Annotated in this window: 18 protein-coding genes; 7 read left to right on the top strand and 11 right to left on the bottom strand. The window is 67.8% G+C overall.

Going from position 1 to position 21,632, the window contains the following annotated elements:
* Window positions 1-8: 8 nt before the first annotated feature.
* Window positions 9-902: a methylisocitrate lyase gene (prpB, locus tag JYG37_RS25745; RefSeq protein WP_006480320.1), complete on the bottom strand. Its 894-nt coding sequence runs from the start codon at window positions 900-902 to the stop codon at window positions 9-11.
* 170 nt (window positions 903-1,072) lie between these two features.
* Here prpB and prpR point away from each other — a divergent pair, with 170 nt between their 5' ends.
* Window positions 1,073-3,061 carry a propionate catabolism operon regulatory protein PrpR gene (prpR, locus tag JYG37_RS25740; protein ID WP_213346160.1) on the top strand — a complete coding sequence of 663 codons (1,989 nt, stop codon included), beginning with the start codon at window positions 1,073-1,075 and terminating at the stop codon, window positions 3,059-3,061.
* Between the two features lie 15 nt (window positions 3,062-3,076).
* Here the strand turns inward: prpR and JYG37_RS25735 are convergent, their stop codons facing one another.
* Entirely contained in the window at window positions 3,077-3,706 is a 630-nt protein-coding gene (locus JYG37_RS25735; RefSeq protein ID WP_235356190.1) for a CGNR zinc finger domain-containing protein, read from the bottom strand.
* A 275-nt stretch (window positions 3,707-3,981) separates the two neighbouring features.
* Here JYG37_RS25735 and JYG37_RS25730 point away from each other — a divergent pair, with 275 nt between their 5' ends.
* Window positions 3,982-4,365: a VOC family protein gene (locus JYG37_RS25730; protein ID WP_213346159.1), complete on the top strand. Its 384-nt coding sequence runs from the start codon at window positions 3,982-3,984 to the stop codon at window positions 4,363-4,365.
* 139 nt (window positions 4,366-4,504) lie between these two features.
* On the opposite strand, the gene JYG37_RS25725 is transcribed toward JYG37_RS25730, so the two are convergent.
* Window positions 4,505-5,353: an ureidoglycolate lyase gene (locus JYG37_RS25725; RefSeq protein WP_089489882.1), complete on the bottom strand. Its 849-nt coding sequence runs from the start codon at window positions 5,351-5,353 to the stop codon at window positions 4,505-4,507.
* Window positions 5,354-6,007: 654 nt separating this feature from the next.
* On the opposite strand from JYG37_RS25725, the gene JYG37_RS25720 reads away from it, so the two are divergent.
* Together JYG37_RS25720 and JYG37_RS25715 are read left to right on the top strand one after the other, a co-directional pair.
* Window positions 6,008-6,829 carry an IclR family transcriptional regulator gene (locus tag JYG37_RS25720; RefSeq protein ID WP_050013354.1) on the top strand — a complete coding sequence of 274 codons (822 nt, stop codon included), beginning with the start codon at window positions 6,008-6,010 and terminating at the stop codon, window positions 6,827-6,829.
* Window positions 6,830-7,022: 193 nt separating this feature from the next.
* The gene (locus JYG37_RS25715; RefSeq protein WP_050013355.1) at window positions 7,023-7,574 is read left to right on the top strand and encodes a hypothetical protein; all 552 of its coding nucleotides are present in this window, start codon (window positions 7,023-7,025) and stop codon (window positions 7,572-7,574) included.
* Between the two features lie 652 nt (window positions 7,575-8,226).
* On the opposite strand, the gene JYG37_RS25710 is transcribed toward JYG37_RS25715, so the two are convergent.
* From JYG37_RS25710 to JYG37_RS25690, 5 genes are all read right to left on the bottom strand, one after another.
* Entirely contained in the window at window positions 8,227-10,584 is a 2,358-nt protein-coding gene (locus JYG37_RS25710; RefSeq protein ID WP_213346158.1) for a GNAT family N-acetyltransferase, read from the bottom strand.
* Window positions 10,585-11,165: 581 nt separating this feature from the next.
* Window positions 11,166-11,471: an H-NS histone family protein gene (locus tag JYG37_RS25705; protein ID WP_124555229.1), complete on the bottom strand. Its 306-nt coding sequence runs from the start codon at window positions 11,469-11,471 to the stop codon at window positions 11,166-11,168.
* Between the two features lie 102 nt (window positions 11,472-11,573).
* Window positions 11,574-11,846 (bottom strand): hypothetical protein, encoded by a 273-nt coding sequence (locus JYG37_RS25700; protein ID WP_124594314.1) that lies wholly within the window; start codon window positions 11,844-11,846, stop codon window positions 11,574-11,576.
* Between the two features lie 61 nt (window positions 11,847-11,907).
* The gene (locus JYG37_RS25695) at window positions 11,908-12,435 is read right to left on the bottom strand and encodes a BON domain-containing protein (RefSeq protein WP_050013358.1); all 528 of its coding nucleotides are present in this window, start codon (window positions 12,433-12,435) and stop codon (window positions 11,908-11,910) included.
* A gap of 54 nt (window positions 12,436-12,489) precedes the next feature.
* A complete protein-coding gene (locus JYG37_RS25690) occupies window positions 12,490-13,977 on the bottom strand; it encodes a sigma-54 interaction domain-containing protein (RefSeq protein WP_213346157.1) in 1,488 nt (495 codons plus the stop codon).
* Window positions 13,978-14,303: 326 nt separating this feature from the next.
* On the opposite strand from JYG37_RS25690, the gene JYG37_RS25685 reads away from it, so the two are divergent.
* Together JYG37_RS25685 and JYG37_RS25680 are read left to right on the top strand one after the other, a co-directional pair.
* A complete protein-coding gene (locus JYG37_RS25685) occupies window positions 14,304-15,707 on the top strand; it encodes a GntP family permease (RefSeq protein ID WP_050013360.1) in 1,404 nt (467 codons plus the stop codon).
* A gap of 341 nt (window positions 15,708-16,048) precedes the next feature.
* The gene (locus JYG37_RS25680; RefSeq protein ID WP_011694888.1) at window positions 16,049-16,300 is read left to right on the top strand and encodes a DUF4148 domain-containing protein; all 252 of its coding nucleotides are present in this window, start codon (window positions 16,049-16,051) and stop codon (window positions 16,298-16,300) included.
* 39 nt (window positions 16,301-16,339) lie between these two features.
* On the opposite strand, the gene JYG37_RS25675 is transcribed toward JYG37_RS25680, so the two are convergent.
* The 3 genes from JYG37_RS25675 to JYG37_RS25665 form a co-directional block, all read right to left on the bottom strand.
* Window positions 16,340-17,935: a thioredoxin family protein gene (locus JYG37_RS25675; protein WP_213346156.1), complete on the bottom strand. Its 1,596-nt coding sequence runs from the start codon at window positions 17,933-17,935 to the stop codon at window positions 16,340-16,342.
* A 251-nt stretch (window positions 17,936-18,186) separates the two neighbouring features.
* Window positions 18,187-18,687, bottom strand: coding sequence for a GNAT family N-acetyltransferase (locus JYG37_RS25670; protein ID WP_124639682.1), 501 nt, complete (start codon window positions 18,685-18,687; stop codon window positions 18,187-18,189).
* Window positions 18,688-18,786: 99 nt separating this feature from the next.
* The gene (locus JYG37_RS25665) at window positions 18,787-18,933 is read right to left on the bottom strand and encodes a hypothetical protein (protein WP_235356191.1); all 147 of its coding nucleotides are present in this window, start codon (window positions 18,931-18,933) and stop codon (window positions 18,787-18,789) included.
* 349 nt (window positions 18,934-19,282) lie between these two features.
* Here JYG37_RS25665 and JYG37_RS25660 point away from each other — a divergent pair, with 349 nt between their 5' ends.
* Window positions 19,283-21,616, top strand: a complete 2,334-nt coding sequence (locus JYG37_RS25660; protein WP_213346155.1) for a phosphocholine-specific phospholipase C — start codon at window positions 19,283-19,285, stop codon at window positions 21,614-21,616.
* Window positions 21,617-21,632 lie beyond the last annotated feature (16 nt).

Genomic DNA, 21,632 nt, shown 5'->3' with positions numbered 1-21,632 from the left:
GGGCCGCGTTACTTCTTGCCCTGCGCGAACAGTTCGTCGAGCTTGCGCTCGTATTCGTGATAGCCGAGGAAGTCGTACAGCTCGGCGCGCGTCTGCATCGTCGGCACGGCCGCCTTCTGCGTGCCGTCGCGGCGCAGCGTCTCGTAGAAGTTCAGCGCGGCCTTGTTCATCGCGCGATACGCGCCGCAGCAGTACAGCGCGATATCGACGTTCGCCTCGCGCAGCTCGTCGACCGTGAACAGCGGCGTCGAGCCGAATTCGGTCAGGTTCGCGAGGATCGGCACCTTCACGGCGGCCTTGAAGCGGCGGTAGTCGTCGAGCGTCTTCATCGCTTCCGGGAAGATCATGTCCGCGCCGGCTTCGACGTACGCGACCGCGCGCTCGATCGCCGAATCGATCCCTTCCGCGGCGGCCGCGTCGGTGCGCGCCATGATCACGAACTGGTCGTCGGTGCGCGCGTCGACCGCGGCCTTCACGCGATCGACCATTTCGTCGATCGGCACGACTTCCTTGCCCGGACGGTGGCCGCAGCGCTTCTGGCCGACCTGGTCCTCGAGGTGCACGGCCGCGACGCCGGCGTTGATGAACGAGCGGACCGTGCGCGCGATGTTGAACGCGCCGCCCCAGCCCGTGTCGATGTCGACCAGCAGCGGCAGGTCGGTCGCGTTGGTGATCCGGGTCGCGTCGATCAGCACGTCCTCCATCGTGCTGATGCCGAGGTCGGGAATGCCGAGCGAGTTCGCGGCGACGCCGCCACCCGACAGGTACACGGCCTTGAAGCCGACGGCCTGCGCCATCTTGGCCGCGTACGCGGTGATCGCGCCGACCACCTGCAGCGGCTGCTCGGCCGCGACTGCCGCGCGGAACTTCGCGCCGGCGCTCTGAAGATGCGTATTGCTCATGAACGGCCTCCTGATGGAATGCCCGATAACAGCAAGGACCGGGCCAGCTTGCGGAACGTCGCTAACTCACTGATTCTTAAGCGACCGCGGTGGGTGCGGTACCGCCCGGCGATTTCAATTTAGCGATTTCATGTTTCAAAAATGAAATCGCGCGCGCATAATCGGCCGTCATGGACCTCTCCTCGACCAAGCCCGTCGGCCCCGCCGACCGCACGGTGCGCCCGCGCATCTGGGCGATGGGCATCAGCCGGCTGCGCGAGCTGTTTCGCGAGATCGCCGGCGAATTCGACGAACGCGCGGACGTGCGCATCGTCACGCGCGCCTATGAAGATGCGCTGAGCGCGATCGCCGAGGCCGGCGCCGCGCGGCCCGACGTGATCGTCGCGGCCGGCTCGAACGGCGGCTTCCTGAAAACGCGCGCGCAGGTGCCGGTGGTGGTCGTGTCGCCGACCGGCTTCGACGTGATGCAGGCGCTCGCGCGCGCGCGGCGCGATGCGACGCGGATCGCGCTCGTCAGCGCCGGCGAGACGCCGCCCGAAGTGCGCCGCTTCGTCGCCGCGTACGGCCTCGACGTGCAGTTTGCGTCATATCAGTCCGCCCAGGAAGCGGAGGCCTGCGTGCACGACCTGCGCGATCGCGGCATCGAGACGATCGTCGGCCCGGGCCTCGTCACCGATCTCGCCGCCAGCGTCGGCATGGGCGCGGTATTCCTGTATTCGCATGCGTCGGTGCGCAGGGCCGTCGAGACGGCGCTCGAAGTCGCGTATGCGACGCACGCCGAGGCATTCCGCCGCCAGCGGCTCGACACGCTGCTGCAGCACCTGCGCGACGGCGTGGTCGCGCTCGACGCACACGGCCGCGTCGAAGCGATCAACGAACGGCTCGCATCGGCGTTCGGGGTCGAACCCGCGGCGGCCGTCGGTCGCGCGCTCGTCGACCTGCGGCCCGAGTTGCGCACGCTGCGCGGCGAGGACGGCGACGCGCTCGCGACCGTGCGCGGCGTGCGCTACGTCGTGCATCGCGGGCCGCTGGTCGATCGCGGCGTCACGTCGGGCAGCGTGCTGACGTTCCAGGAATCGCGCGCGGTCGAACGGCTCGATCGCGCGCTGCGCTCGCAGCCCACCACGCAGCAGTTCGCCGCGCGCTACGCGCTCGACGACGTGGTCGGCGCGTCGGCGCCGATGACGCGCGTGCGCGACCTCGTGCGCCGCTACGCGAAATCCGACGCGACCGTGCTCGTGCTCGGCGAAAGCGGCACCGGCAAGGAGATGATCGCGCAGAGCCTGCATGCGCTGTCCGCGCGGCGCAGCTATCCGTTCGTCGCGGTCAACTGCGGCGCGTTTCCGGAAGCGCTGCTCGAGAGCGAGCTGTTCGGTTATGAAGAAGGCGCGTTCACCGGCGCGCGGCGCGGCGGCAAGACCGGCCTGTTCGAGGCCGCGCACCGCGGCACGCTGTTTCTCGACGAAATCGGCGAGATGCCGCCGTCGCTGCAAAGCCGGCTGCTGCGTGTGCTGCAGGAGCGCGAGGTGATCCGCCTCGGCTCGACCGAGCCGATCCGCATCGACGTGCGCGTGATCGCCGCGACGCACCGGCCGCTGCTCGCGGCCGTCGAGGCCGGTACGTTCCGCGCGGATCTCTATTACCGGCTCAACATCCTGAACATCGGCCTGCCGCCGCTGCGCGAGCGCGCGGCCGACATCCCCGCGCTCGCGGCGACGCTGCTCGTGCAGGCCGCGCGGCGCGAGCCGCGTCTCGCCGACCGCGTGCGCGACGCCGACGACGCGCTGCGCGTGCTCGCCGCGACGCAAGCGACGCTCGCGCGCTACCGCTGGCCCGGCAACGTGCGCGAACTGCAGAACGTGGTCGAGCGGATCGCGGTGGAGCTGGCCGAGGAAGTCGACGAAAACGATCCGGCCGCCGCGTGCGCGGCGCTCGCCCCTGGCGCGCTGCGAGTGATCGCGCCCGAGCTGTTCGCCGCGCCGCCCGATGCGGCCGGCGCCGGCGGCGACGAGGCACGGACGCTCCACGCGCGGCGCCGTCGCGCGGAAGCCGACGAGATCCGCGCGGTGCTCGACGCGTGCGGCGGCGACCGCGATCGCGCGTGCGCGATGCTCGGCATCAGCAAGACGACGCTGTGGCGGAAGTTGTCGGCGAAATAGGTTCCGTCCGCGCCGTCATTCGGCCTTGTGATAGTGGCGATACGCCTTCGCGCGATTGCCGCACGACGACATCGAGCACCAGCGTCGGCTGCCGTTCTTGCTGTCGTCGATGAACAGCCACTGGCATGCGTCGTTCGCACAGCGCTTGACCTTCGCGAGCCGCGCGCCGCCGAGCAGGTCGATCGCCGACCAGAGCACCGGGCTCAATAGGCGCGCGAGCGTCGCGCCCGACGCGTCGATCCTCCACGCATAGCGGCCGTCGACGCGCACCAGCGCAACGCGCGGCGATGCTTCCACCAGGAAGCCGCCGAGCAGCGCGAGATCCTCGGCCTGCGGCTCGCGCTGCTCCGCCTGCGCGTGAAAGAGCCGGTATAGCGCCTCGCGCAACGCGAGCGCCTGCGCGAGCATCGCGGGTTCGTCATTCTTCTTCAGGTTCAGGTATTGCTCACGACACGCGTCGGCCAGCCCGGCCGGTACGCCCGCCTGCTCGCGGCACCACGCGAACAGGTCGTCCATCGTGCCGAAGGTTTCCGTCGGTGGGTCGCTGCCGCGCCAATACAGCGTGTTCGCGAAATCGAGGCTCAACGTTTCGGGCGGCGCCGGGATCAGGCAGTCCGTTGTGACGGAAGGTTGCGTTTTGCTCATGACGCGATCGTATCTAACCACCATGCCGGTTGACAAGCGTCCGAGCGATTTCTAACATAACCGGCATGGTGGTTAAAAACTGGTTGGCCGCACCGATGCCGGTTCAATCCAAGGAGACACAGATGATCGATCGCTTTTCGTTCAGCGTTATCCACACCTCCACTGGCCGCAGGTACGACGACAGCACGCTCGGCGCGCTGCGCTACAAGCGGCTGGCATGGTGCCTGTAAGCAGGTTTGCCGCACTGACGTCCCCCTCAGTTCAAGGAGCCACAGATGATCGACCACCTTTCGTTCGGCGTTGCCCACATCGATCGCAGCCGCACCTTCTACGACAGCGCGCTCGGCGCACTCGGCTACAAGCGCCTGTATAGCGACGACGGCGCGCTCGGCTACGGCACGACCGAGCCCGAGCTGTGGTTGCAGCACGCGGCCCGGCCTGTCGTCGCCGATCCCGATTCCGGGCTGCACCTGTCGTTCAAGGCCGCGTCGCCGGTCGAGGTCGACGCGTTCTACCGCGCCGCGCTCGAGCACGGCGGCAAGGACAACGGCGGGCCCGGCAAGCGCGAGCACTACGGCCCCGGCTATTACGCGGCGTTCGTCGTCGACCCCGACGGCTATCGGCTCGAAGCGCACTGCGCACTCGACAACGTCGTGTGATCCGCTTCGTCCGGACGCGCACGAGCGACAAGGGCCCGATTCCGCCTCGCGCGGAATCGGGCCCCTGGTTTTTGGCTACGTCGCCGTTCGCTGCGCGCGGGTAGCTGCATCCTCCGGCCGGTCCGCGCCGCGCACGCGCTTATTGTGCGTGGCGTGTGCTCTGCAACTGCTCGCCGAGTCCTTCGATCCCGAGGCGCACCGTTTGGCCGGCCTTCAGGTATATCGGCGATGGCTTGCTCCCCATCCCGACGCCCGGCGGCGTACCGGTCGTGATCACGTCGCCCGGCTGCAGCGTCATGCAGGTCGACAGATACGCGATCAGCTGCGCGACGGTGAACACCATCGTGCGCGTATTGCCGTTCTGATAACGATGGCCGTCGACGTCGAGCCACAGGTCGAGACGCTGCGGATCGGGCACTTCGTCGCGCGTGACGAGCCACGGGCCGATCGGGCCGAACGTGTCGAAGCCCTTGCCCTTGTCCCACTGGCCGCCGCGCTCGATCTGCCATTCGCGCTCGGATACGTCGTTGACGACGCAGTAGCCCGCGACGTAATCGAGCGCGCGCGCTTCGTCGACGTCCTTGCACTTCGCGCCGATCACGACACCCAGTTCCACTTCCCAGTCGGTCTTGACCGAACCCTTCGGGATGTCGATGCCGTCGTTCGGGCCGCAGATCGAACTCGTCCACTTGCCGAACACGACCGGCTCCTTCGGCACCGGCATGCCGGCTTCGGCCGCGTGATCGGCATAGTTCAGGCCGATGCCGATGAACTTGCCGACCTGGCCGACGCATGCACCGATGCGCGGCTCGCCGGACACGAGCGGCAGCGTGGCCGGATCGATCGCGCGCAGCCGCGCGAGACCCGCGTCGGACAGCACATCGCCGGCAAGATCCGGCACCTGCGCGGACAGGTCGCGAATGCGGCCGGCTGCGTCGAGGATGCCGGGCTTTTCCTGGCCGGACGGGCCGTAGCGAAGCAGTTTCATCGTGCTTAACCTCTGTTGTCGAATGGGACAGGATACCGGCCGACGCGGCCTTTCGCAGCCACGCGCCGGACTGGTCGTCGATCGTCGATCGTCAATTGCACGCGTCGGCGCCGCGTGCGGCATGCCGTCGACGCGCGAGCGTCGCGCGGGCGCAGCGATCGTGGCGCCGTACTGCAGTACGGCACGCATCGAACGGGCGGCCGCCGGTCTGCGCATCGGCGACGACGGCCCGGCATCCGCGACGCGTGCCGGCCCATGCCGGCCGGCTGCACGCGCGGCCGCGCCGTCGCTGGCCCGCAAGCCTTTGTACCACCGGTCGCGCGCCGTGAAATGACACGCGACGGATACCGACTATTGGTGCGACTGCCGAAGCTGCTTCGCAACACGCGCCGCGCCCACGTCGATCGACCGGCCGTCATGCGCAGGCGCGCCTGCCATCGAGGCATGAATACTGGCTATTCGGGGTGCCCCTGTCATCGAAAACGTTTGCCCATCCGTTCTTGTCGGGTAATGATCGGTAAAAAGACGCTGCATTGCACACTGTATGTTTATTGCTAAGCTCGTACGGACGGCTTTCATTGCCATACGCGGAGCAGAACCGGCCAGCGTGCGTCGCCCACCGATCGACGGTAATCCCCCAACTTCACATCGACAATGCAGACAACCAACGACCCGCTTCCCGGCTGCGACGCACGGGAATCGATGGCCGCTCTTGATCGCTATCGCGCACCCGCGCTCGACAAGGGCCTCGACATTCTCGAACTCCTGTCCGAGCAGAAGGAAGGACTCACCCGCACCGAAATCACGAAGGAACTCGGCCGCAATGCGAGCGAAATCTACCGGATGCTCGAACGCCTCGTCGCGCGCCGCTACGTGATGCGTTCGACCGGCGGCGATCGCTACACGCTCAGCCTCAAGCTGTTCGCGCTTGCGCACCGGCATCCGCCGATGAACCGGCTGATCGCCGAGGCGCTGCCGCCGATGCAGCGCTTCGCCGATGCCGCCGAGCAGTCGTGCCACCTGTCCGTCTACGATCGCGGCAACCTGCTCGTGATCGCGCAAGTGGACGGGCCCGGCCCGTGGGGCGTGTCGGTCCGGCTCGGCTCGCGCGTCGGCCTCGCCGACACGGCGTCGGGGCGCATGATGCTGGCGTTCCAGAGCGCCGAGCAACGCGCGCACATGCTGGCCGAGCATCGCAAGGTGAAGGGCGAAGCGCCGCTGAACGAGCAGGAACTCGCGAACGCGTGCCAGTCGATCCGGCAGTCCGGCTATCTGCGCCAGGACAGCCGCCAGGCGTACGGCGTGACCGACCTGACCGTGCCGATCCTCGGGCCGGCCGGCCATGCGATCGCGGTGCTGACGTGCCCGTACATGCGCCGGATCGATGCGCACCTCGCGCCGTCCGTCGACGTGGTCGTCGACGCACTGCGCGGCACGGCCGCCCGTCTGTCGATGTGCCGCACGGAGACCTGCTGACACGCGCGGGTTCCAGGCAACGCGCACAGGCCGCGGCGCAGCGGCGCCGGTCCCGGTCCCGGTCCCGGTCCCGCATCCACGATGCCCGTGCGACGCCCGATGCGCGATGCCGCATCGGGCGCCCGCGGCGCTACGCTAGAATAGCGGCCCTCTCAAAAACTACGGCGGCCGGTTGTCGCGGCCGTCGTGTCCGATGGATGTCATGGCCAAACTTCTGAACGATCAAGAATTCCAGCGTTTCTCCGAACTTCAGCAGAAGCAGGCAAGCTTCACGATCACGCCCGAGGAAGCGGACGAGCTGCGCGATATCGTCGCGCGCGCGCAGAAGAAGCGCGACGATCGTGCCGCCGCGATGCAGGCGATCGAGAACTACATCGAGCAGTTCGGCATCACGCCTGACGAACTCTTCTCGCCCGAGCAGATCGGCGACGCGGCGCGCACCTACGGGCTCATCACGGCGACCAAGAAGGAACGCACGCTGCCGCCGTCGATCACGTTCAACGGCAAGCCGTACCAGTGGACCAAGACGCTTCCGGACGACGTGCGCGGCGCACTGTTCGACGCGTTCACGGCCGGCGAGTCGGTCAAGCGCTTCATCGCGATGCCGAAAGACACCGCGCGCTGTGCGCTGACGATCGCCCGCCTCGAGCGCGAAACCGGCGCGGTCTACGCCGATCCGCACCTCGAGGAACTCGCGATTTCGCGCGACCAGGTGAACGACGCGGCGTCGAAACTCGCTGCGTGAACGTGACCGCGGGCACGGTTCCTGCGTGCCCGCACCCGCGTGTCAGCCGGCATTTGACCGGTGCCGCGCCGGCGGGAGCCGTGCGTTTGCATGCTCCCGTAAAAGCTCACCTCCGCATCCCGCAAGCACTCACCGCGACCTCCCGAAAAGTCTCACCCAAGGCCTCCGGAGACGCTCGCTGACGTCTCCCGAACGTCCTCACCGATCGCTCCCGCAAGGGCTCACCGACACGTCCCGAAAAGGCTCACCGGCCTCTCCCGCAGGCGCTCACCGGCCGTTCCCGGGAAGGCTCACCGAACGCTCCCGTATCGGCTCACCACGCTGTCCCGGAAAAGCTCACTCGCTGCTCCCGAAAAGTCTCACCTTGCTGATGGCCTTGAATTGGCGAGGCCGGAATACGGCCACGAACATGTACATGCACATCGCTCGAAACGGCTGCGGAAGGTGGCCATCGCAGCCCACTGCATGCGTCTCCGGACACCCTGCGTGCGGCGCGATATCGCCGCGATCGACAGATCCGACATGTTGGCAGACGTTTCACCGCAGAGATTGATTTGGAGTTATTTGCATTCCTGATTGAATTCGCAGCATGGCGGCACATTTCAGCATCGGCGCCATGCGCTGCCCTCGGCGTCGAACCACGGACCGACGCCTACGGCTGTAACTTCATCCTGAAACCCACGACGCCGGGCTCCTCGGTCGTCGACACCGCAAACCCGCACGCTTTCGCGAGCGAGATCATCGCCGAATTCTCGCGCAGCGCCTCGCCGACCATCCACGCGGTGCCGCGCGAGCGTGCGTAATCGATGATGCGAGTCATCAACAACCGGCCGAGCCCCTTGCCCTTTTGATCGGGTCGCACCGCGATCGCGAACTCCGCCGTCTCGTTGTCGGGATCGGCGACCGCACGCACCACCGCGAGCGTGTGGTCGCGCCCGGACACATCGGTGAACGACACGATGAACGCCATTTCGCGGTCGTAGTCGATCTGCGTCATGCGCGCCACCTGCGAATGATCGAAGCTGCGCACCGCGCCGAAGAAACGCATCCGCAGATCTTCCGGCGTCATCGCACCGAGCAGTTCGTTGTGGGCGGCCTCGTCCTCCGGACGGATCGGACGGATCGTCACCGTCTCGCCACGCCACTCGAGCGTCTGCTCGAGGTGTCGCGGATACGGCATGATCGCGAGCCGGCTGCGCCCCGAGGCAAGCGTGATGCGCGGCGCGATCACCCAGGCGCGGTCGGACAGCACGCGCAGCGTGACCGACATCGCGACGACTTCGCGCACGTCGCAGACGACCTGCGACAGGGCCGTCAGCGCGTCGAGCGTCGGCTCGACACGCGTGCTGCGCGCATACGGCGAGCGCTCCATCACCGCGCGGGCGAGCACCGTGTTCAGCGGCGGCAGGCCGTAGACGACAAACGGTGCCGATACGCCATCGGCCGGTGGCACGGCATAGCGAAACACCGGACCGAAGTTCGAATCGTCGTACATGTCGACCGCGATATCGACAACCTTCTTGCCGGCCGGTTCGTCGGGCTGCTCGCCCTGCAGACCGAAACGGGACAGCCAGTGCAGCGCGCCCTCGCCCGCCAGTTCATGCTGACCGGCTTCGACCAGCCGGCGCGCATCGGCCTGGGCGGACGCCACGCACTCGGCCGGCTGCAGCGGCGTGCCCTCCGGCGTCTGCATCAGCAACTGGCGCCCGAGGTTGTAGTCGACGAGACGCGCATACGCGCGTGCGAGCCGCTGCGGCGTCGTGTGCACCGGAATGCCGTTCGCGTGCAGCGCATCGCGCGTCGCCGCGTCGACCGCGCCGAAGAAACACGCGAGGATGCCGCGATGCGCGTACTGCCGCGAATCGATCAGCGTGCGCGCGACCGACTCGGCCGGCGCGCTGTGCGAAGTGGAATGAACGACGAACAGCGTGCCCGTCTGCGGAAACGGGGCGAGCGCCTTGATCGCCGCGGCAAAGTGCTCGGGGCGCGCATCGTCGCCCAGCGCGAGCGGATTGCCGGGCGCCGCGAGATGCGGCAGCGCGGCCGCGACGGCCGACGTTGCCGCGGGCGACCAGTCGGTCAGCACGTCGCGCACGTCGGCCACCGCATCGACCGCCAGTTTCGCCACGCCCGCATCGCTCGTCACGAGCGTCGCCGCGCCCCGCGCGGTGACGCGGCCGACGCCGAGCGTCTCGATTTCGTCGAGCAGATCGTCGAGCGCATCGACGCGCACCATGCCCGCGCGCTGGAATGCCGCCGTGTACAGCGCGTCGCCGGGATCGGCACGGCCGGTGCGCAACGCGAGTACCGGCTTGTTGCGTGCGGCCGCCCGCGCCGCCGACATGAACTTGCGCGCCGCGCGCACGGTATCGAGTTCGAGCAGGATCGCGCGCGTGCCGGGATCGCTTGCCAGATAGTCGAGGACGTCGCCCGCATCGACATCGGCTTCACTACCGAGCGCGACGACGTGCGAAAAGCCGAGGCCGCGCGCATCGGCCCAGCCGAGCACCGCGTTCGTCAGCGCGTTCGATTGCGACACCCACGCGACGCCGCCCGATCGCGCCGTATAGGCAGGCGCGCCGAAATGCGCATGCCGCGCAGGCGACAACACGCCGAGGCTGCCGGGCCCGACGATACGGAGCACGAACGGCTTCGCCGCCTTCAGCGTGCGATCGACCGCGACGCGATCGGCATCGGTGCGCGCGTCGCCGACGATCACCGCGACGCGCGTGCCGAGTTCGCCGAGCTTGCGCACGATGCCGGCCCAGGTCGCGGGCGGCGTGCAGATCACGGCAACCGACGGCGGCGTGGGCAGCCGGTCGACATCGGAGACGACCGCATGCCCGTCGAGCTCGCGATATTTCGGATTGACCAGCCACACAGGCCCCTGGAACGCGCCGTCGAGCACACGCGACCACACCATCGCGCCGATACTGCCGGCGCGTGACGACGCGCCGACGACCGCAACGGACTTGGGCTGGAACAACGCATCGAGATGGCGAACGGTCACATCGGCTCCCTGCGGTGACGAAAGACGACACGATCGGCATGCGGCCGGGCAGGCCGTGCGCCGATCGACGCGAACCCCAAGCATAGGCGAACCGCTTGCGACTGCCTATATGCCGAACGGCCGACTATTCGACGGGTGTCAACGCCCGCACCATGGACCTGCAACACATACGGCCCGGCATCGTAGCGCCGCATGCACGAGGCACGCCACGCGGCACGACGCTGCAGCCGTTTTCTCAAAGGTGAGGATTTACAGGAGCCATGGTGAGTATCTTCGGGAATCGCACGACACACCGCATCCGCATGCGAAAGGTGATGAAAATCCGCGTGATGCATGCACCGCGAAAATCGCACATGCCAATGCGCATACATTGCGCCATTACGCGGTTGTTTACGGGAATTACCGGCAACATGCAGCCGGATCGCGGCGAATTCGCAAAACGGGATCTGTTAATTGCGCGGCATTGCACTTCAATTCGTCGGGGAAAATCGCGTGACGATTGCGCGAAAACAAAACGGTGCGAAGGCCGCATGGCCGTTCGCACCGTCAGTCGGCACACGAAAGGTGAGGATTTCCGGGAGTCAGTCCTTGATCAGGAAACGTCCGCGGTTCTTGCCGAGCCATGCCGGCGCCCGCCCGCGGCCACTCCACGTTTCGCCCGTCTTCGGGTTCAGGTACTTCGGCGGCAAGGTGCGCTTGGGCTTCGCGGCGGCATTGGCGGCGGCCGATCCTGCCGGGCGAAAACCGAGCTCTTCGGGCGTAATGTCGTATTCGTCGATTTTCGCGCGGATATGCGCAATCGCGTCGGCAATCGCCTTTTCACGTTCCTTGTCGATCTTTTGCTGAAGCCGTTCGAGCTGCGCGCTCAGTTGCCTGTAGGTCGCCATATGGATGGGACTCCATGAGTGTTATTCGTGAAAAACAAGTGACTCAAAGCAAACGGAAAAGCGCTTTGCCCGATCGTGTCTCCTCAGCCGGTCATTTCGGGATCAATAACCGCTTTTCTTCTTGCATGCGAAGAGAAGGTTTCGCACGGCGTCATCCGTGGATTGCTGGATCACGTCGAAATCCCCGTTGCACATGGCCCGGGCATTGTCCGTGCAATTGCTCCAGTCGCTGCCGGTGCATTGCACCTGAGTGGTCGGGCGCCCATCCGACGTGAACAGCGGAGCACCGCCGCCGCACCCGCCGAGCCCTGCAATCAGAGCCAACATCACGGCCGCCCGAGGCCACCGACAGACCGACGCAAGCATGTGTTTCATTATTCTTCCCGTCAACCTTTTTTTGAATGTCGCGAGTATGCCATGGGCTGCCCTTCGGCCGTCAGTCCGGCGCGCGGTCGGGTTGGCCGCGCGCCTTGTACGGCAAGCGCTTGCGCGGATCATCGGTGATGCGAACGAAAACCTGCTCGACGTCCGGAAGCGCCTCGAATTCGCGTTGCAGCGCGTGGCGATCGAGCGTCGTATCCGCGCATCCTTCGACGTAGATGAAACGTCGCTGCACGGTGATCCACAGGCTCGTGCCGCGCAGGCGATCGGAGCCGGCGAAGTGCGCCTTCGCCGCATCGGCGATCGACGCGTCATACATATACGAGTTCGGCTTCGTGCAGCGATGGGCGAGCCAGCAGGTCGTGCCGCGCTCGGCGCGGTAGTGCGCATCGTCCGTCATCTCGGCGCGCGTCATCCACGGGCCGAGCGGCAACGGGCATTCGGCGACGTCCTGCGACAGCGCGACGAACGGATCGTTGTACCAGTTGCGCCGCGCGTCGGGCGCGTCGGCATCGCCCGACTGCGCGAGCGCGGCACTCGCCAACAACAGGGTCAACCACCCTGCGAAGCCGATCCGCTTCATCGTGACCTCCTGTTCGATGCGTTACATCGGGCCGCATCGGCGTCGCCGAACGGCCTAACGGCCAATACCGAGCGCGGCCAGTTTCTTGTACAGCGTCGCGCGGCCGATGCCGATGCGCGCGGCCGCTTCAATGACCTTGCCGTCACAAGCCGCCAGCGCATCGCTCAGGAACTGGCGCTCCCACGCCGCCAGTGCATCGGCATACGAAGCGGCCGGCGCCCCGGAGGCCGTCGACGCATCGCCCGCACGCGGCTCGGCCGGCACCGCGGCAACCCGCTGCGCCGGCGCCGCGCCGTCCGCCGAGATGCGCACCGGCCCGAGAAACGGCGCGAGCGCGCGCGCATCGATCACCGAACGGTCGGACAGCATCAGCGCGCGCTCGAGCGTATTGCGCAACTCGCGCACGTTGCCGGGCCACGGATACGCGCACAGCATCCGCAGCGCATCGTCGGTCAGCTCGCAGTGGGCGGCGCGCCCGTGCTGCGCGGCCAGTTCCTCGAGCGTCGCGTAGACGAGCGCCGCGATGTCGGATGCGCGTTCGCGCAGCGGCGGCGCATGGATCGTCAGCACGTTCAGCCGGTAATAGAGATCCGCGCGAAAACGTCCGGCCGCCACCAGCGCCGGCAGGTCGGCCGACGTGGCGGCGATGATGCGCACGTCCGCGCGCACGATCCGGTTCGAGCCGACCGGCTCGAACTCCTTGTCCTGCAGCACGCGCAGCAGCTTGCCCTGCAACGGCAGCGGCATGTCGCCGATCTCGTCGAGAAACAGCGTGCCGCGATCGGCCAGCTCGAACTTGCCGACGCGGCCCTTGCGATCGGCGCCGGTGTACGCGCCGGGCGCCGCGCCGAAGAATTCGGTTTCGAGCAGCGTGTCGGGGATCGCGGCGACGTTGACGGTCACGAGCGGCTGGAGCGCACGTGCCGACGCCGCGTGAATCGCGTGGGCGAGCAGTTCCTTGCCGGTGCCCGTCTCGCCAAGCAGCAGCACCGGCGAATCGACCTGCGCCGCGCGGCGCGCCTGGCGCTTGGTCTCGAGGCTCGCGGCACTCGTGCCGATGAAGCTCGCGAACGTGTATTTCGCGCGGCGCGCCTGCGCGAGCGAGCGCTGCGTCGCGATCAGTTGCTGCTGAAGCTGCGCATAGCGGGAAAAAATCGGCGTGAGCGTCTTCAACTGATCGAACAGCGCGAAGCCGATCGCGCCGACCGTCTCGCCGGCCTCGTTCTTCAACGGCAGGCGCGTGACGACGAGCGGCTCGCGGCCCGTCTCCATGATGTCGAGCAGGATCGGCTGGCCGGTCGATACGACCTCGCGCATCAGGCTGTTCGGGATCACGGCCTCGCAGTCGAGGCCGACGGCCTGCTGCGGATCGGCGAAACCGAAGCGCGCCGCGTAACGCTCGTTCATCCACACGACACGTGCGTCGCGATCGACGACCACCGTGCCCGCACTCGAATCCTCGAAGGTCCGGAACAGCGACTCGGCGGCGCGCCGCAGCACGTCACCGTAGTTGACGGGCAGGCGGGCCCAGTCGTTCATCATCGTGTCGTCGTCTCCGTATATCGTCGGCCGGATGTCTCCGGAACGGGACGGATTATCTCACTCCGGAGACACACCGCAACGCGTTTTCCGGGAAAGCCCTGCACGATGTCGAGGGTTGGCCGGATGGCCGAAACGTCTCCAGATGGAGACGTTTTATGTAGAATCGTCAGACTTGGACCGGCGCGGGCCCGCCGGCCGCCGGCGGACCCATGTCCGGCGGCGCAATCCGGCCGATGGCACGAAACCTGCACGAACCTGAGTTGGTCCGCGGCGCATCGCGCGATCGAACAACAACCAAAGCCATTCCAAGCTTTTAGGAGACTCCCTTGTCTTTCGTGATCGTCCTCGCCGCGCTGGCGTTCCTGATGTTCGCCGCGTATCGCGGCTACAGCGTGATCCTGTTCGCGCCGATCGCCGCGCTCGGCGCGGTGCTCCTGACCGAACCCGCCGCCGTCGCACCGGTCTTCTCCGGCATCTTCATGGAGAAGATGGTCGGCTTCGTCAAACTGTATTTCCCTGTCTTCATGCTCGGCGCCGTGTTCGGCAAGGTGATCGAACTGTCCGGGTTCTCCGAGTCGATCGTCCACGCGGCGATCCGCTACATCGGCCGCTCGCGCGCGAATGCGGTGATCGTCGCGGTGTGCGCGCTGCTCACCTATGGCGGCGTCTCGCTGTTCGTCGTGGTGTTCGCGGTCTATCCGTTCGCGGCCGAACTCTATCGCCAGAGCAACATCCCGAAACGGCTGATGCCCGGCGCGATCGCGCTCGGCGCGTTCTCGTTCACGATGGATTCGCTGCCCGGCACGCCGCAGATCCAGAACATCATCCCGACCACGTTCTTCAAGACGACCGCGTGGGCCGCGCCCGCGCTGGGCACGATCGGCTCGCTGTTCATCATCGTCGTCGGTCTCACCTATCTCGAATGGCGCCGCCGTTCGGCGATGGCAAAGGGCGAAGGCTACGGCACGTCGCTCGTCAACGAGCCTGAGCGCGTCGAGGCGAAGGCGCTGCCGCATCCCGCGCTGGCGATCCTGCCGCTGATCCTCGTCGGCGTGTCGAACTTCGCGTTCACGAAGCTGATCCCGCAGTGGTACGGCGCCGCGTCGTACACGGTCGCGCCGGAAGTGCTGCCGGGCGTGCACGCGCCGGTCACCACGTCGATCAAGACGGTCGTCGCGATCTGGTCGGTGGAGGCCGCGCTGCTGCTCGGTATCGTGCTGGTCGTGCTGACCGCGTTCAAGCGCGTCAGCGGCCGTTTCGCGGCCGGCTCGAAGGCCGCCGTCGCCGGCGCGCTGCTCGCCGCAATGAACACCGCGTCGGAATACGGCTTCGGCGGCGTGATCGCCGCGCTGCCGGGCTTCCTCGTCGTCAGCGACGCGCTGAAGAGCATCCCGAACCCGCTCGTCAACGCAGCCGTGTCGGTCAGCTCGCTCGCGGGTATCACGGGCTCGGCATCGGGCGGCATGAGCATCGCGCTCGCCGCGATGTCGGACCTGTTCATCAAGGGCGCGCAGGCGGCCAACATCCCGATGGACGTGCTGCACCGGGTCGTCGCGATGGCGAGCGGCGGCATGGACACGCTGCCGCACAACGGCGCGGTCATCACGCTGCTCGCGGTCACGGGCCTCACGCACCGCGAGTCGTATCGCGACATTTTCGCGGTCACCATCATCAAGACGCTCGCGGTGTTCTTCGTGATCGCCGTGTACTACGCGACGGGGCTCGTGTAAGCGTCGGCATCGGGCGGCGCTTCATGCGCCGCCTTCCCGTCTTCCAAGATCGGACCGCATGCGCACCGGAACGGATTCCGGAATGCGCATCCGGTCCGATTTCATTTTCTGCCCGTCGAATCAGGCCAGATCCACGCCGCAGCGCTTGCACGCGCGTGGCGGCCGCCCGGGCCATTGCACAGCCTCGCCCCTCACGCGCCCATTGTTACCCGCAGCAAAACACTGCGTTGGGCGCGATCGCATTTTTCGCGCGCCGGCCGCGGCCTACACTGGTTTCAACGTCGCACGGCGCTTCGACGAACGAAGCGCCGCGATTCACCGGAATCGTGGAGGTCCCGATCATGAAGCGCCTGATCCAAGCCGTTGCCATCGCCCTGGCCGTCTCGGCCCCGTTCGCCGCACAAGCGCAGTCGAACCAGCCGCTCACGCGCGCGCAGGTCCACGCCGAAGTCAAGGCGCTCAAGCAGGCCGGCTTCCAGTCGAGCGACTGGTTCTATCCGGCCAGCATCGTATCGGCCGAAGCGAAGATCGCCCGCGAGCACGACGCCGGATACGGCAGCGATCGCGGCGCGTCGTCGGAATCGGGCCGGTAACGAATCCCCCGGCCCGCTCGACGATCCCCCCGCGCGTCGTTACGCCTTCACGGGCTGGATCAGCTTCGCGCACGCCGCCGCCTGCGGATCGCCGGCAGGCAGCTTCCCGCATACGCCGTCGAACTGCTTGACGACCGTCCTGACCGACGCATCGTGCGCGCCGCTACCGCGCCAGCGATTCAACTGCGTGACGACCTTGGTCAACGCACGCAGGTTCGCGCCGTAGAACGCGTCCCGGGTCTTGTCGGCCTGCGCAAGCACACTGGCCGCGATCCCTTCGATGCGCGCGGAATCGTTCGGCGCCAGCTCAACCGCGTTCGCAAAGTAAGTCGCGCCCCAGCGCAGCTTCGTCGCCGGCCCGCTCGCCGCGTCGTACGCCTTGCGATACCAGTCGAGCGCGGCCGCCTTGTCGCCGCGCGCCTTCGCGTTCGCAGCGAGTCCCGACATGAAGTAGTACGGCGTGGACGAACGCGACAGCTCGGCCTTCAACAACACATCCGATTCGTCGTACAGCCCCGCGTCGGTCAGCGTGTCCGCGCCTTCGCTGACGAGCGCCTGCCGCTCGTACGCGTTCGCCGCGCCCTGCACCGACGCGGCGATCTGCTTGCGCGCGGTGTCGGCCAGCGCCGGCGCAGCGAGCGGTGCGCCGTTGCGCGCGTCGCCGCGCGCGAGCAGCACGCGGCCGTGCAGCGCCATCAGCCGGTCGATCGACGACAGCGTGGTGTCGGTCGACAGGCGCGCGAGCGCCGTGTCGTACGCGCCGCGCAACTTCGTGCGCTGCGCGTCGTCGCGGCCGAGATACGCGACCACGCGCGCGGGCGCCGCGACCAGCACGTCCGAATCGGCCCGCGACAGCGCGGGATCGTGCAGCACCGTGCGCAGCGAATCGGCGAGCGCGGCCTTGTCGAGCGCGCCGGCCTGCGTCGGGTCGTCCGACGCGGCGACCACCGCCGACTTCAGCGCGAAGCGCGCCGATTCGGCTTTCGCACCCGCCGCCCGCGCGCGTTGCGCGAGCGACTGCAGCGTCTGCGCGACACGATCGGCCGGCACCGGCAGCGCGCCGTCCGTATCCCATGAATAGTCGGCCAGCAGGCGCCATTCGTCCGGCGTCAGCGCCGCGCCGTTCTTCAGCGCGGTCGCGAGCGTCTGCCGCACCGGATGTGCGGCCGTCATCCCGAGCGACAGCGCCTGCATGTAGCGGTCGAGATCGGCTTCGCCGGGCAGCCGCGTCACTTCGGTGCCGTCGGGACGGAACAGGATCATCGTCGGATAGCCGTGCACCTTGAAACGCTCGCCGAGCTTCTGCGCGCTTTCGGTATCGCCGTCGAGGTACACGGGCACGAAGAACGACGAACGCGTCTTGAATGCCTGCTGGCTGAAGATCGTCGACTTCACCTGGTTGCACGACGGGCACCACACCGCGCCCCAGTACAGCAGCAGCGGCTTGCCCTCGCGCTTCGCGAGCGCGAACGCGGTATCGACGTCGCCGTGTTGCCACGCGATGCCGGGCGGCAGATGCGCACCGTCGGACGATGCGCTCGCCGCCGGGGCGCCGACGGGCGTGGCGGCGGCAAGCGCCGCGCTGGCGGCAGCGAACAGGCACGCGGCGGTGAGACTGCGGAGAACGGTTTTCATCGAAGCGGGTTCCGTTGAAAAAGACGGTTTCAGGGAGATGCCGCGCACGCAACGAGGGCCGTGAAGCGATGACGATGAGGCCGGCCGACGCGCAGCGCCGCGCATGCATCGATACGGAAAAGCGAAGCCAGCCGCAGAGACCGGCAAATCGTTCGACGATACGACGGGTACAGCCGAAGGAAAACGAACGAATTCTCGATTGGATATGACGCGCGGCGGCGTGTGCCGTCACGTCCGCGACGGCCGGCCTTTCATTGCCGCGCCTTGATCCGCGCCATGTGATACACGGACGCATGCACGCCGTCGCGCAACGCGTAATCCGGCGATTCGCCTTCGATGCGGAAACCGTGTTTCTCGTAGAGCGCTATCGCCGCGCGGTTGTCGGTGAACACGGTCAACTCGAGACGCGTGACGTTCAGCCAGTTCTCCGCGAGATCGATCGCGGCCGCGAGCAGCCGGCCGCCGATGCCGCGCCCGTGACGGGCCGCGTCGACCATCATGCCGAGCGCCGCCGCGTGGCGCCGACGCGGATTCGGCTCGGGATGCAGGCCGAGATGGCCAACCACCGTACGGTCGATTTCGGCAACGAGGCTCACGCCGTGCTCGCGCAGGTTGTCGAGCCGCTTCTGCCATTTTTCGAGCGACGGAAACGGCTGCTGCAACGTATTCATGTACACCGCGGGATGCGCGGCGATCTGCCGGATCGCGTCGACGTCGTGCGTCTCGCAGTGCCGGATTCTGATATCGGTCATGGGTGGGCCGGTTCCGAAAAGTCGCGCCAAGGCGCAGGCTGCGCACGCGCGCAGCAACGCAACGAGCTTAGCCGATTTCATGCATTTGAAACACGGAGGTCACGCGGCGCCCATCACGTTGCATCCACAACGAAACGCGCGCGCCATCGTCGCGAAATCCGGAAAATTCTGACCGGTCACACCGGCGGCGATCGGTAATTTCTTACCTTCTTCAGCCTCGCATCGCGCTTGAACGAATCGTTGCATGCACAACGTCACGTGCGCGACATGCGATGTCATTTCTTCATCACGTCGACGTCATGTCGCCTCCCTAGACTGGGCGCCGCCCGAGCCCGGCATGCGCCGGGCCGGTGCGTGCCGACACCTGCCCCGCGCATCACGAGCGCGCGGCGCACGGGACCGCGACGACGAGGCCGCCGCATCGGCGCGACGTCGGATGCCGGGCGTCGCGTGTCGGGCGCAACGCGCGCACCACCGCGACGCGCGGCCGACGCACCGAACGCGCACGCATCGGCGATCGTCCCGGGGCGGGACGACGCCCGGGCACGACAAGACGCACTCACGAACGCTCCCACCTTCACAGGATCCGAACGCCATGACGTCACGCCGCAAATTCCTTCAGCAGACCGCCGGCTCCGGCCTCGCCGCCGCCGCGCTGTCCGCATTTCCGCCGAGCATCCGCCGCGCGCTCGCCATTCCCGCCTTCCACGAAACGGGGACCATCCAGGACGTCAAGCACGTCGTGCTGCTGATGATGGAGAACCGCGCGTTCGACAGCTACTTCGGCACGTTCAAGGGCGTGCGCGGCTATGGCGACCGCTTCGCGGTGCCGTCGCCGAACGGCCGCGACGTGTTCTATCAGGCGTACACGAAGGGGACGCCCGCCGCGACCGTGACGCCGTATCACCTCGACGCGCGCCAGGGCAACGCGCAGCGCGCGGGCGGCACGCCGCACACGTGGGCCGATTCGCAGGCCGCGTGGGATCACGGCCGGATGAACCGCTGGCCCGACGCGAAGACGCCGCTGTCGATGGGCTATTACGACGCGGCCGAAGTGCCGTTCCAGCGCGCGCTCGCCGATGCGTTCACGCTGTGCGACCACTACCACTGCGGGATGCACACGGGCACGATCGCGAACCGCCTGTTCTACTGGAGCGGCACCAACGGCCCGAACGGCATCAGCCCGGCCGACGGCAATCGCGTGAAGATCGCCGCGCTGAACAACCAGTTCAACGGCGGCAACGACATCGGCCCGTCGAGCCAGGGCTGGACCTGGACGACCTATGCCGACCGGCTGCAACAGGCCGGCGTGAACTGGAAGGTCTACCAGAGCCTGATCGACAACTTCGGCTGCAACGAAATGATGAGCTTCCGCCACTGGCGCGCGGCGATCGAGCAGATGCCGGCCGCGCGCCGGCCCGCGTATGTCGCGTCGACCGACATCACGCAGCCGGTGACGGCGGCCGGCGCGTTCTACGACCCGACGATCGACGATCCGCTGAGCCCGCTCGCGAAGGGCTTCGGCAACACGATGCCGTACGGCTTTCTCGAAACGTTTCGCGACGACATCCGCAACGGCAAGCTGCCGGAAGTGTCGTGGATCATCCCGCCGTCCGCGTACAGCGAACACCCGGGACCGTCGAGCCCCGCGCAGGGCGGCTGGTACGTGCAGGCCGTGCTCGACGCGCTGACGGCGAACCCGGAGATCTGGAGCAAGACCGTGCTGCTGGTCAATTACGACGAGAACGACGGCTTCTTCGACCACATGCCGTCGCCGGCCGTGCCGTCGCGCAACGCCAACGGCACGCTCGCGGGCGGCCATACGCTGTCGGCCGCCGACGTCGCGGTCGAGTACCACGACTTCGCGCCGGCCACGGCGAGCCAGCCGGCGGCCGACGGCCGTCCGTACGGCCCGGGCCCGCGCGTGCCGATGTGGATCGTGTCGCCGTGGAGCCGCGGCGGCTGGGTCAATTCGCAGGTGTTCGACCATACGTCGACGCTGCGCTTCCTCGAGGCGCGCTTCGGCGTCGCGGAGCCGCAGATCAGCGCATACCGCCGCGCGGTGTGCGGCGACCTGACGAGCGCGTTCAACTTCCGCACGCCGAACGACGAGCCGCTGCCGACGCTCGCGGGCCGCACGACGAAAAGCCAGGTCGACGCGCTGAGCGCCGCGCAGCAAGCCGCGCCGAAGATCGTGCCGCCCGCCACGCCCGCGCTGCCCGCGCAGGCCACCGGCGTGCGCCCGTCGCGCGCGCTGCCGTACGAGCTGCATGCGAGCGCGCGCACCGATGCCGGCGCCGGCACGGTCACGCTGAAGTTCGCGAACACCGGCCGCGCCGCCGCCGTGTTTCACGTCTATGACAAGCTGCACCTCGACCGGCTGCCGCGGCGCTACGTCGTCGAGCCCGGCAAAAAGCTGCACGGCGACTGGGCCGCGCGCGCCGACAACGGCGGCAAATATGACCTGTGGGTGCTCGGCCCGAACGGCTTTCACCGGCGCTTCACCGGCGACCTGAGCCGCGTGGCCGGCGCGCGCGCGCCGCAGCCGGAAGTGCGCGTCGGCTACGCGGGCGCGAGCGGCAACCTCCACCTGCGGCTGCGCAACGACGGCGGCGGCACGGTGCGCTTCACGGTCAAGTCGAACCAGGTCTATGGGCCGCTGTCCGGGCGCGGCGCAAACGCCGACCACGGTCATGGCCACGGCAACGGCAACGGCGACGGCCATGGCGCCGGCACCGTGTGGACGGTCACGGTGCACGCCGGCGACCAGTCCGAACTGCACTGGAAGCTCGACTCGACCGGCCATTGGTACGACTTCATCGTCACCGCCGACAACGACGCGAGCTTCTCGCGCCGCGTGGCCGGCCGCGTGGAAACCGGCCGCCACTCGGTCAGCGATCCGGCGATGGGACTCGCCGACCGCTTCTGACGCCGCCGCGGCGACG

The sequence above is a fragment of the Burkholderia sp. LAS2 genome (genome assembly GCF_018417615.1).
In the GTDB taxonomy this organism is placed as follows: Bacteria; Pseudomonadota; Gammaproteobacteria; order Burkholderiales; family Burkholderiaceae; genus Burkholderia; species Burkholderia sola.
The sequence above is the reverse complement of the archived record's forward strand: the minus strand, read 5'-3'. Positions and strand labels throughout refer to the sequence as shown.

What these genes read in the sequence shown, in the direction of transcription:
- JYG37_RS25680 (WP_011694888.1), top strand. Translation starts at nt 16,049, where the DNA reads ATGAAGCGCCTGATCCAAGCCGTTGCCATCGCCCTGGCCGTCTCGGCC.
- JYG37_RS25675 (WP_213346156.1), bottom strand. Translation starts at nt 17,935, where the DNA reads ATGAAAACCGTTCTCCGCAGTCTCACCGCCGCGTGCCTGTTCGCTGCC.
- JYG37_RS25690 (WP_213346157.1), bottom strand. Translation starts at nt 13,977, where the DNA reads ATGATGAACGACTGGGCCCGCCTGCCCGTCAACTACGGTGACGTGCTG.
- JYG37_RS25735 (WP_235356190.1), bottom strand. Translation starts at nt 3,706, where the DNA reads ATGAGCAAAACGCAACCTTCCGTCACAACGGACTGCCTGATCCCGGCG.
- prpR (WP_213346160.1), top strand. Translation starts at nt 1,073, where the DNA reads ATGGACCTCTCCTCGACCAAGCCCGTCGGCCCCGCCGACCGCACGGTG.
- JYG37_RS25725 (WP_089489882.1), bottom strand. Translation starts at nt 5,353, where the DNA reads ATGAAACTGCTTCGCTACGGCCCGTCCGGCCAGGAAAAGCCCGGCATC.
- JYG37_RS25700 (WP_124594314.1), bottom strand. Translation starts at nt 11,846, where the DNA reads ATGAAACACATGCTTGCGTCGGTCTGTCGGTGGCCTCGGGCGGCCGTG.
- JYG37_RS25660 (WP_213346155.1), top strand. Translation starts at nt 19,283, where the DNA reads ATGACGTCACGCCGCAAATTCCTTCAGCAGACCGCCGGCTCCGGCCTC.
- JYG37_RS25705 (WP_124555229.1), bottom strand. Translation starts at nt 11,471, where the DNA reads ATGGCGACCTACAGGCAACTGAGCGCGCAGCTCGAACGGCTTCAGCAA.
- JYG37_RS25695 (WP_050013358.1), bottom strand. Translation starts at nt 12,435, where the DNA reads ATGAAGCGGATCGGCTTCGCAGGGTGGTTGACCCTGTTGTTGGCGAGT.
- prpB (WP_006480320.1), bottom strand. Translation starts at nt 902, where the DNA reads ATGAGCAATACGCATCTTCAGAGCGCCGGCGCGAAGTTCCGCGCGGCA.
- JYG37_RS25665 (WP_235356191.1), bottom strand. Translation starts at nt 18,933, where the DNA reads ATGCAACGATTCGTTCAAGCGCGATGCGAGGCTGAAGAAGGTAAGAAA.
- JYG37_RS25715 (WP_050013355.1), top strand. Translation starts at nt 7,023, where the DNA reads ATGGATGTCATGGCCAAACTTCTGAACGATCAAGAATTCCAGCGTTTC.
- JYG37_RS25720 (WP_050013354.1), top strand. Translation starts at nt 6,008, where the DNA reads ATGCAGACAACCAACGACCCGCTTCCCGGCTGCGACGCACGGGAATCG.
- JYG37_RS25730 (WP_213346159.1), top strand. Translation starts at nt 3,982, where the DNA reads ATGATCGACCACCTTTCGTTCGGCGTTGCCCACATCGATCGCAGCCGC.
- JYG37_RS25670 (WP_124639682.1), bottom strand. Translation starts at nt 18,687, where the DNA reads ATGACCGATATCAGAATCCGGCACTGCGAGACGCACGACGTCGACGCG.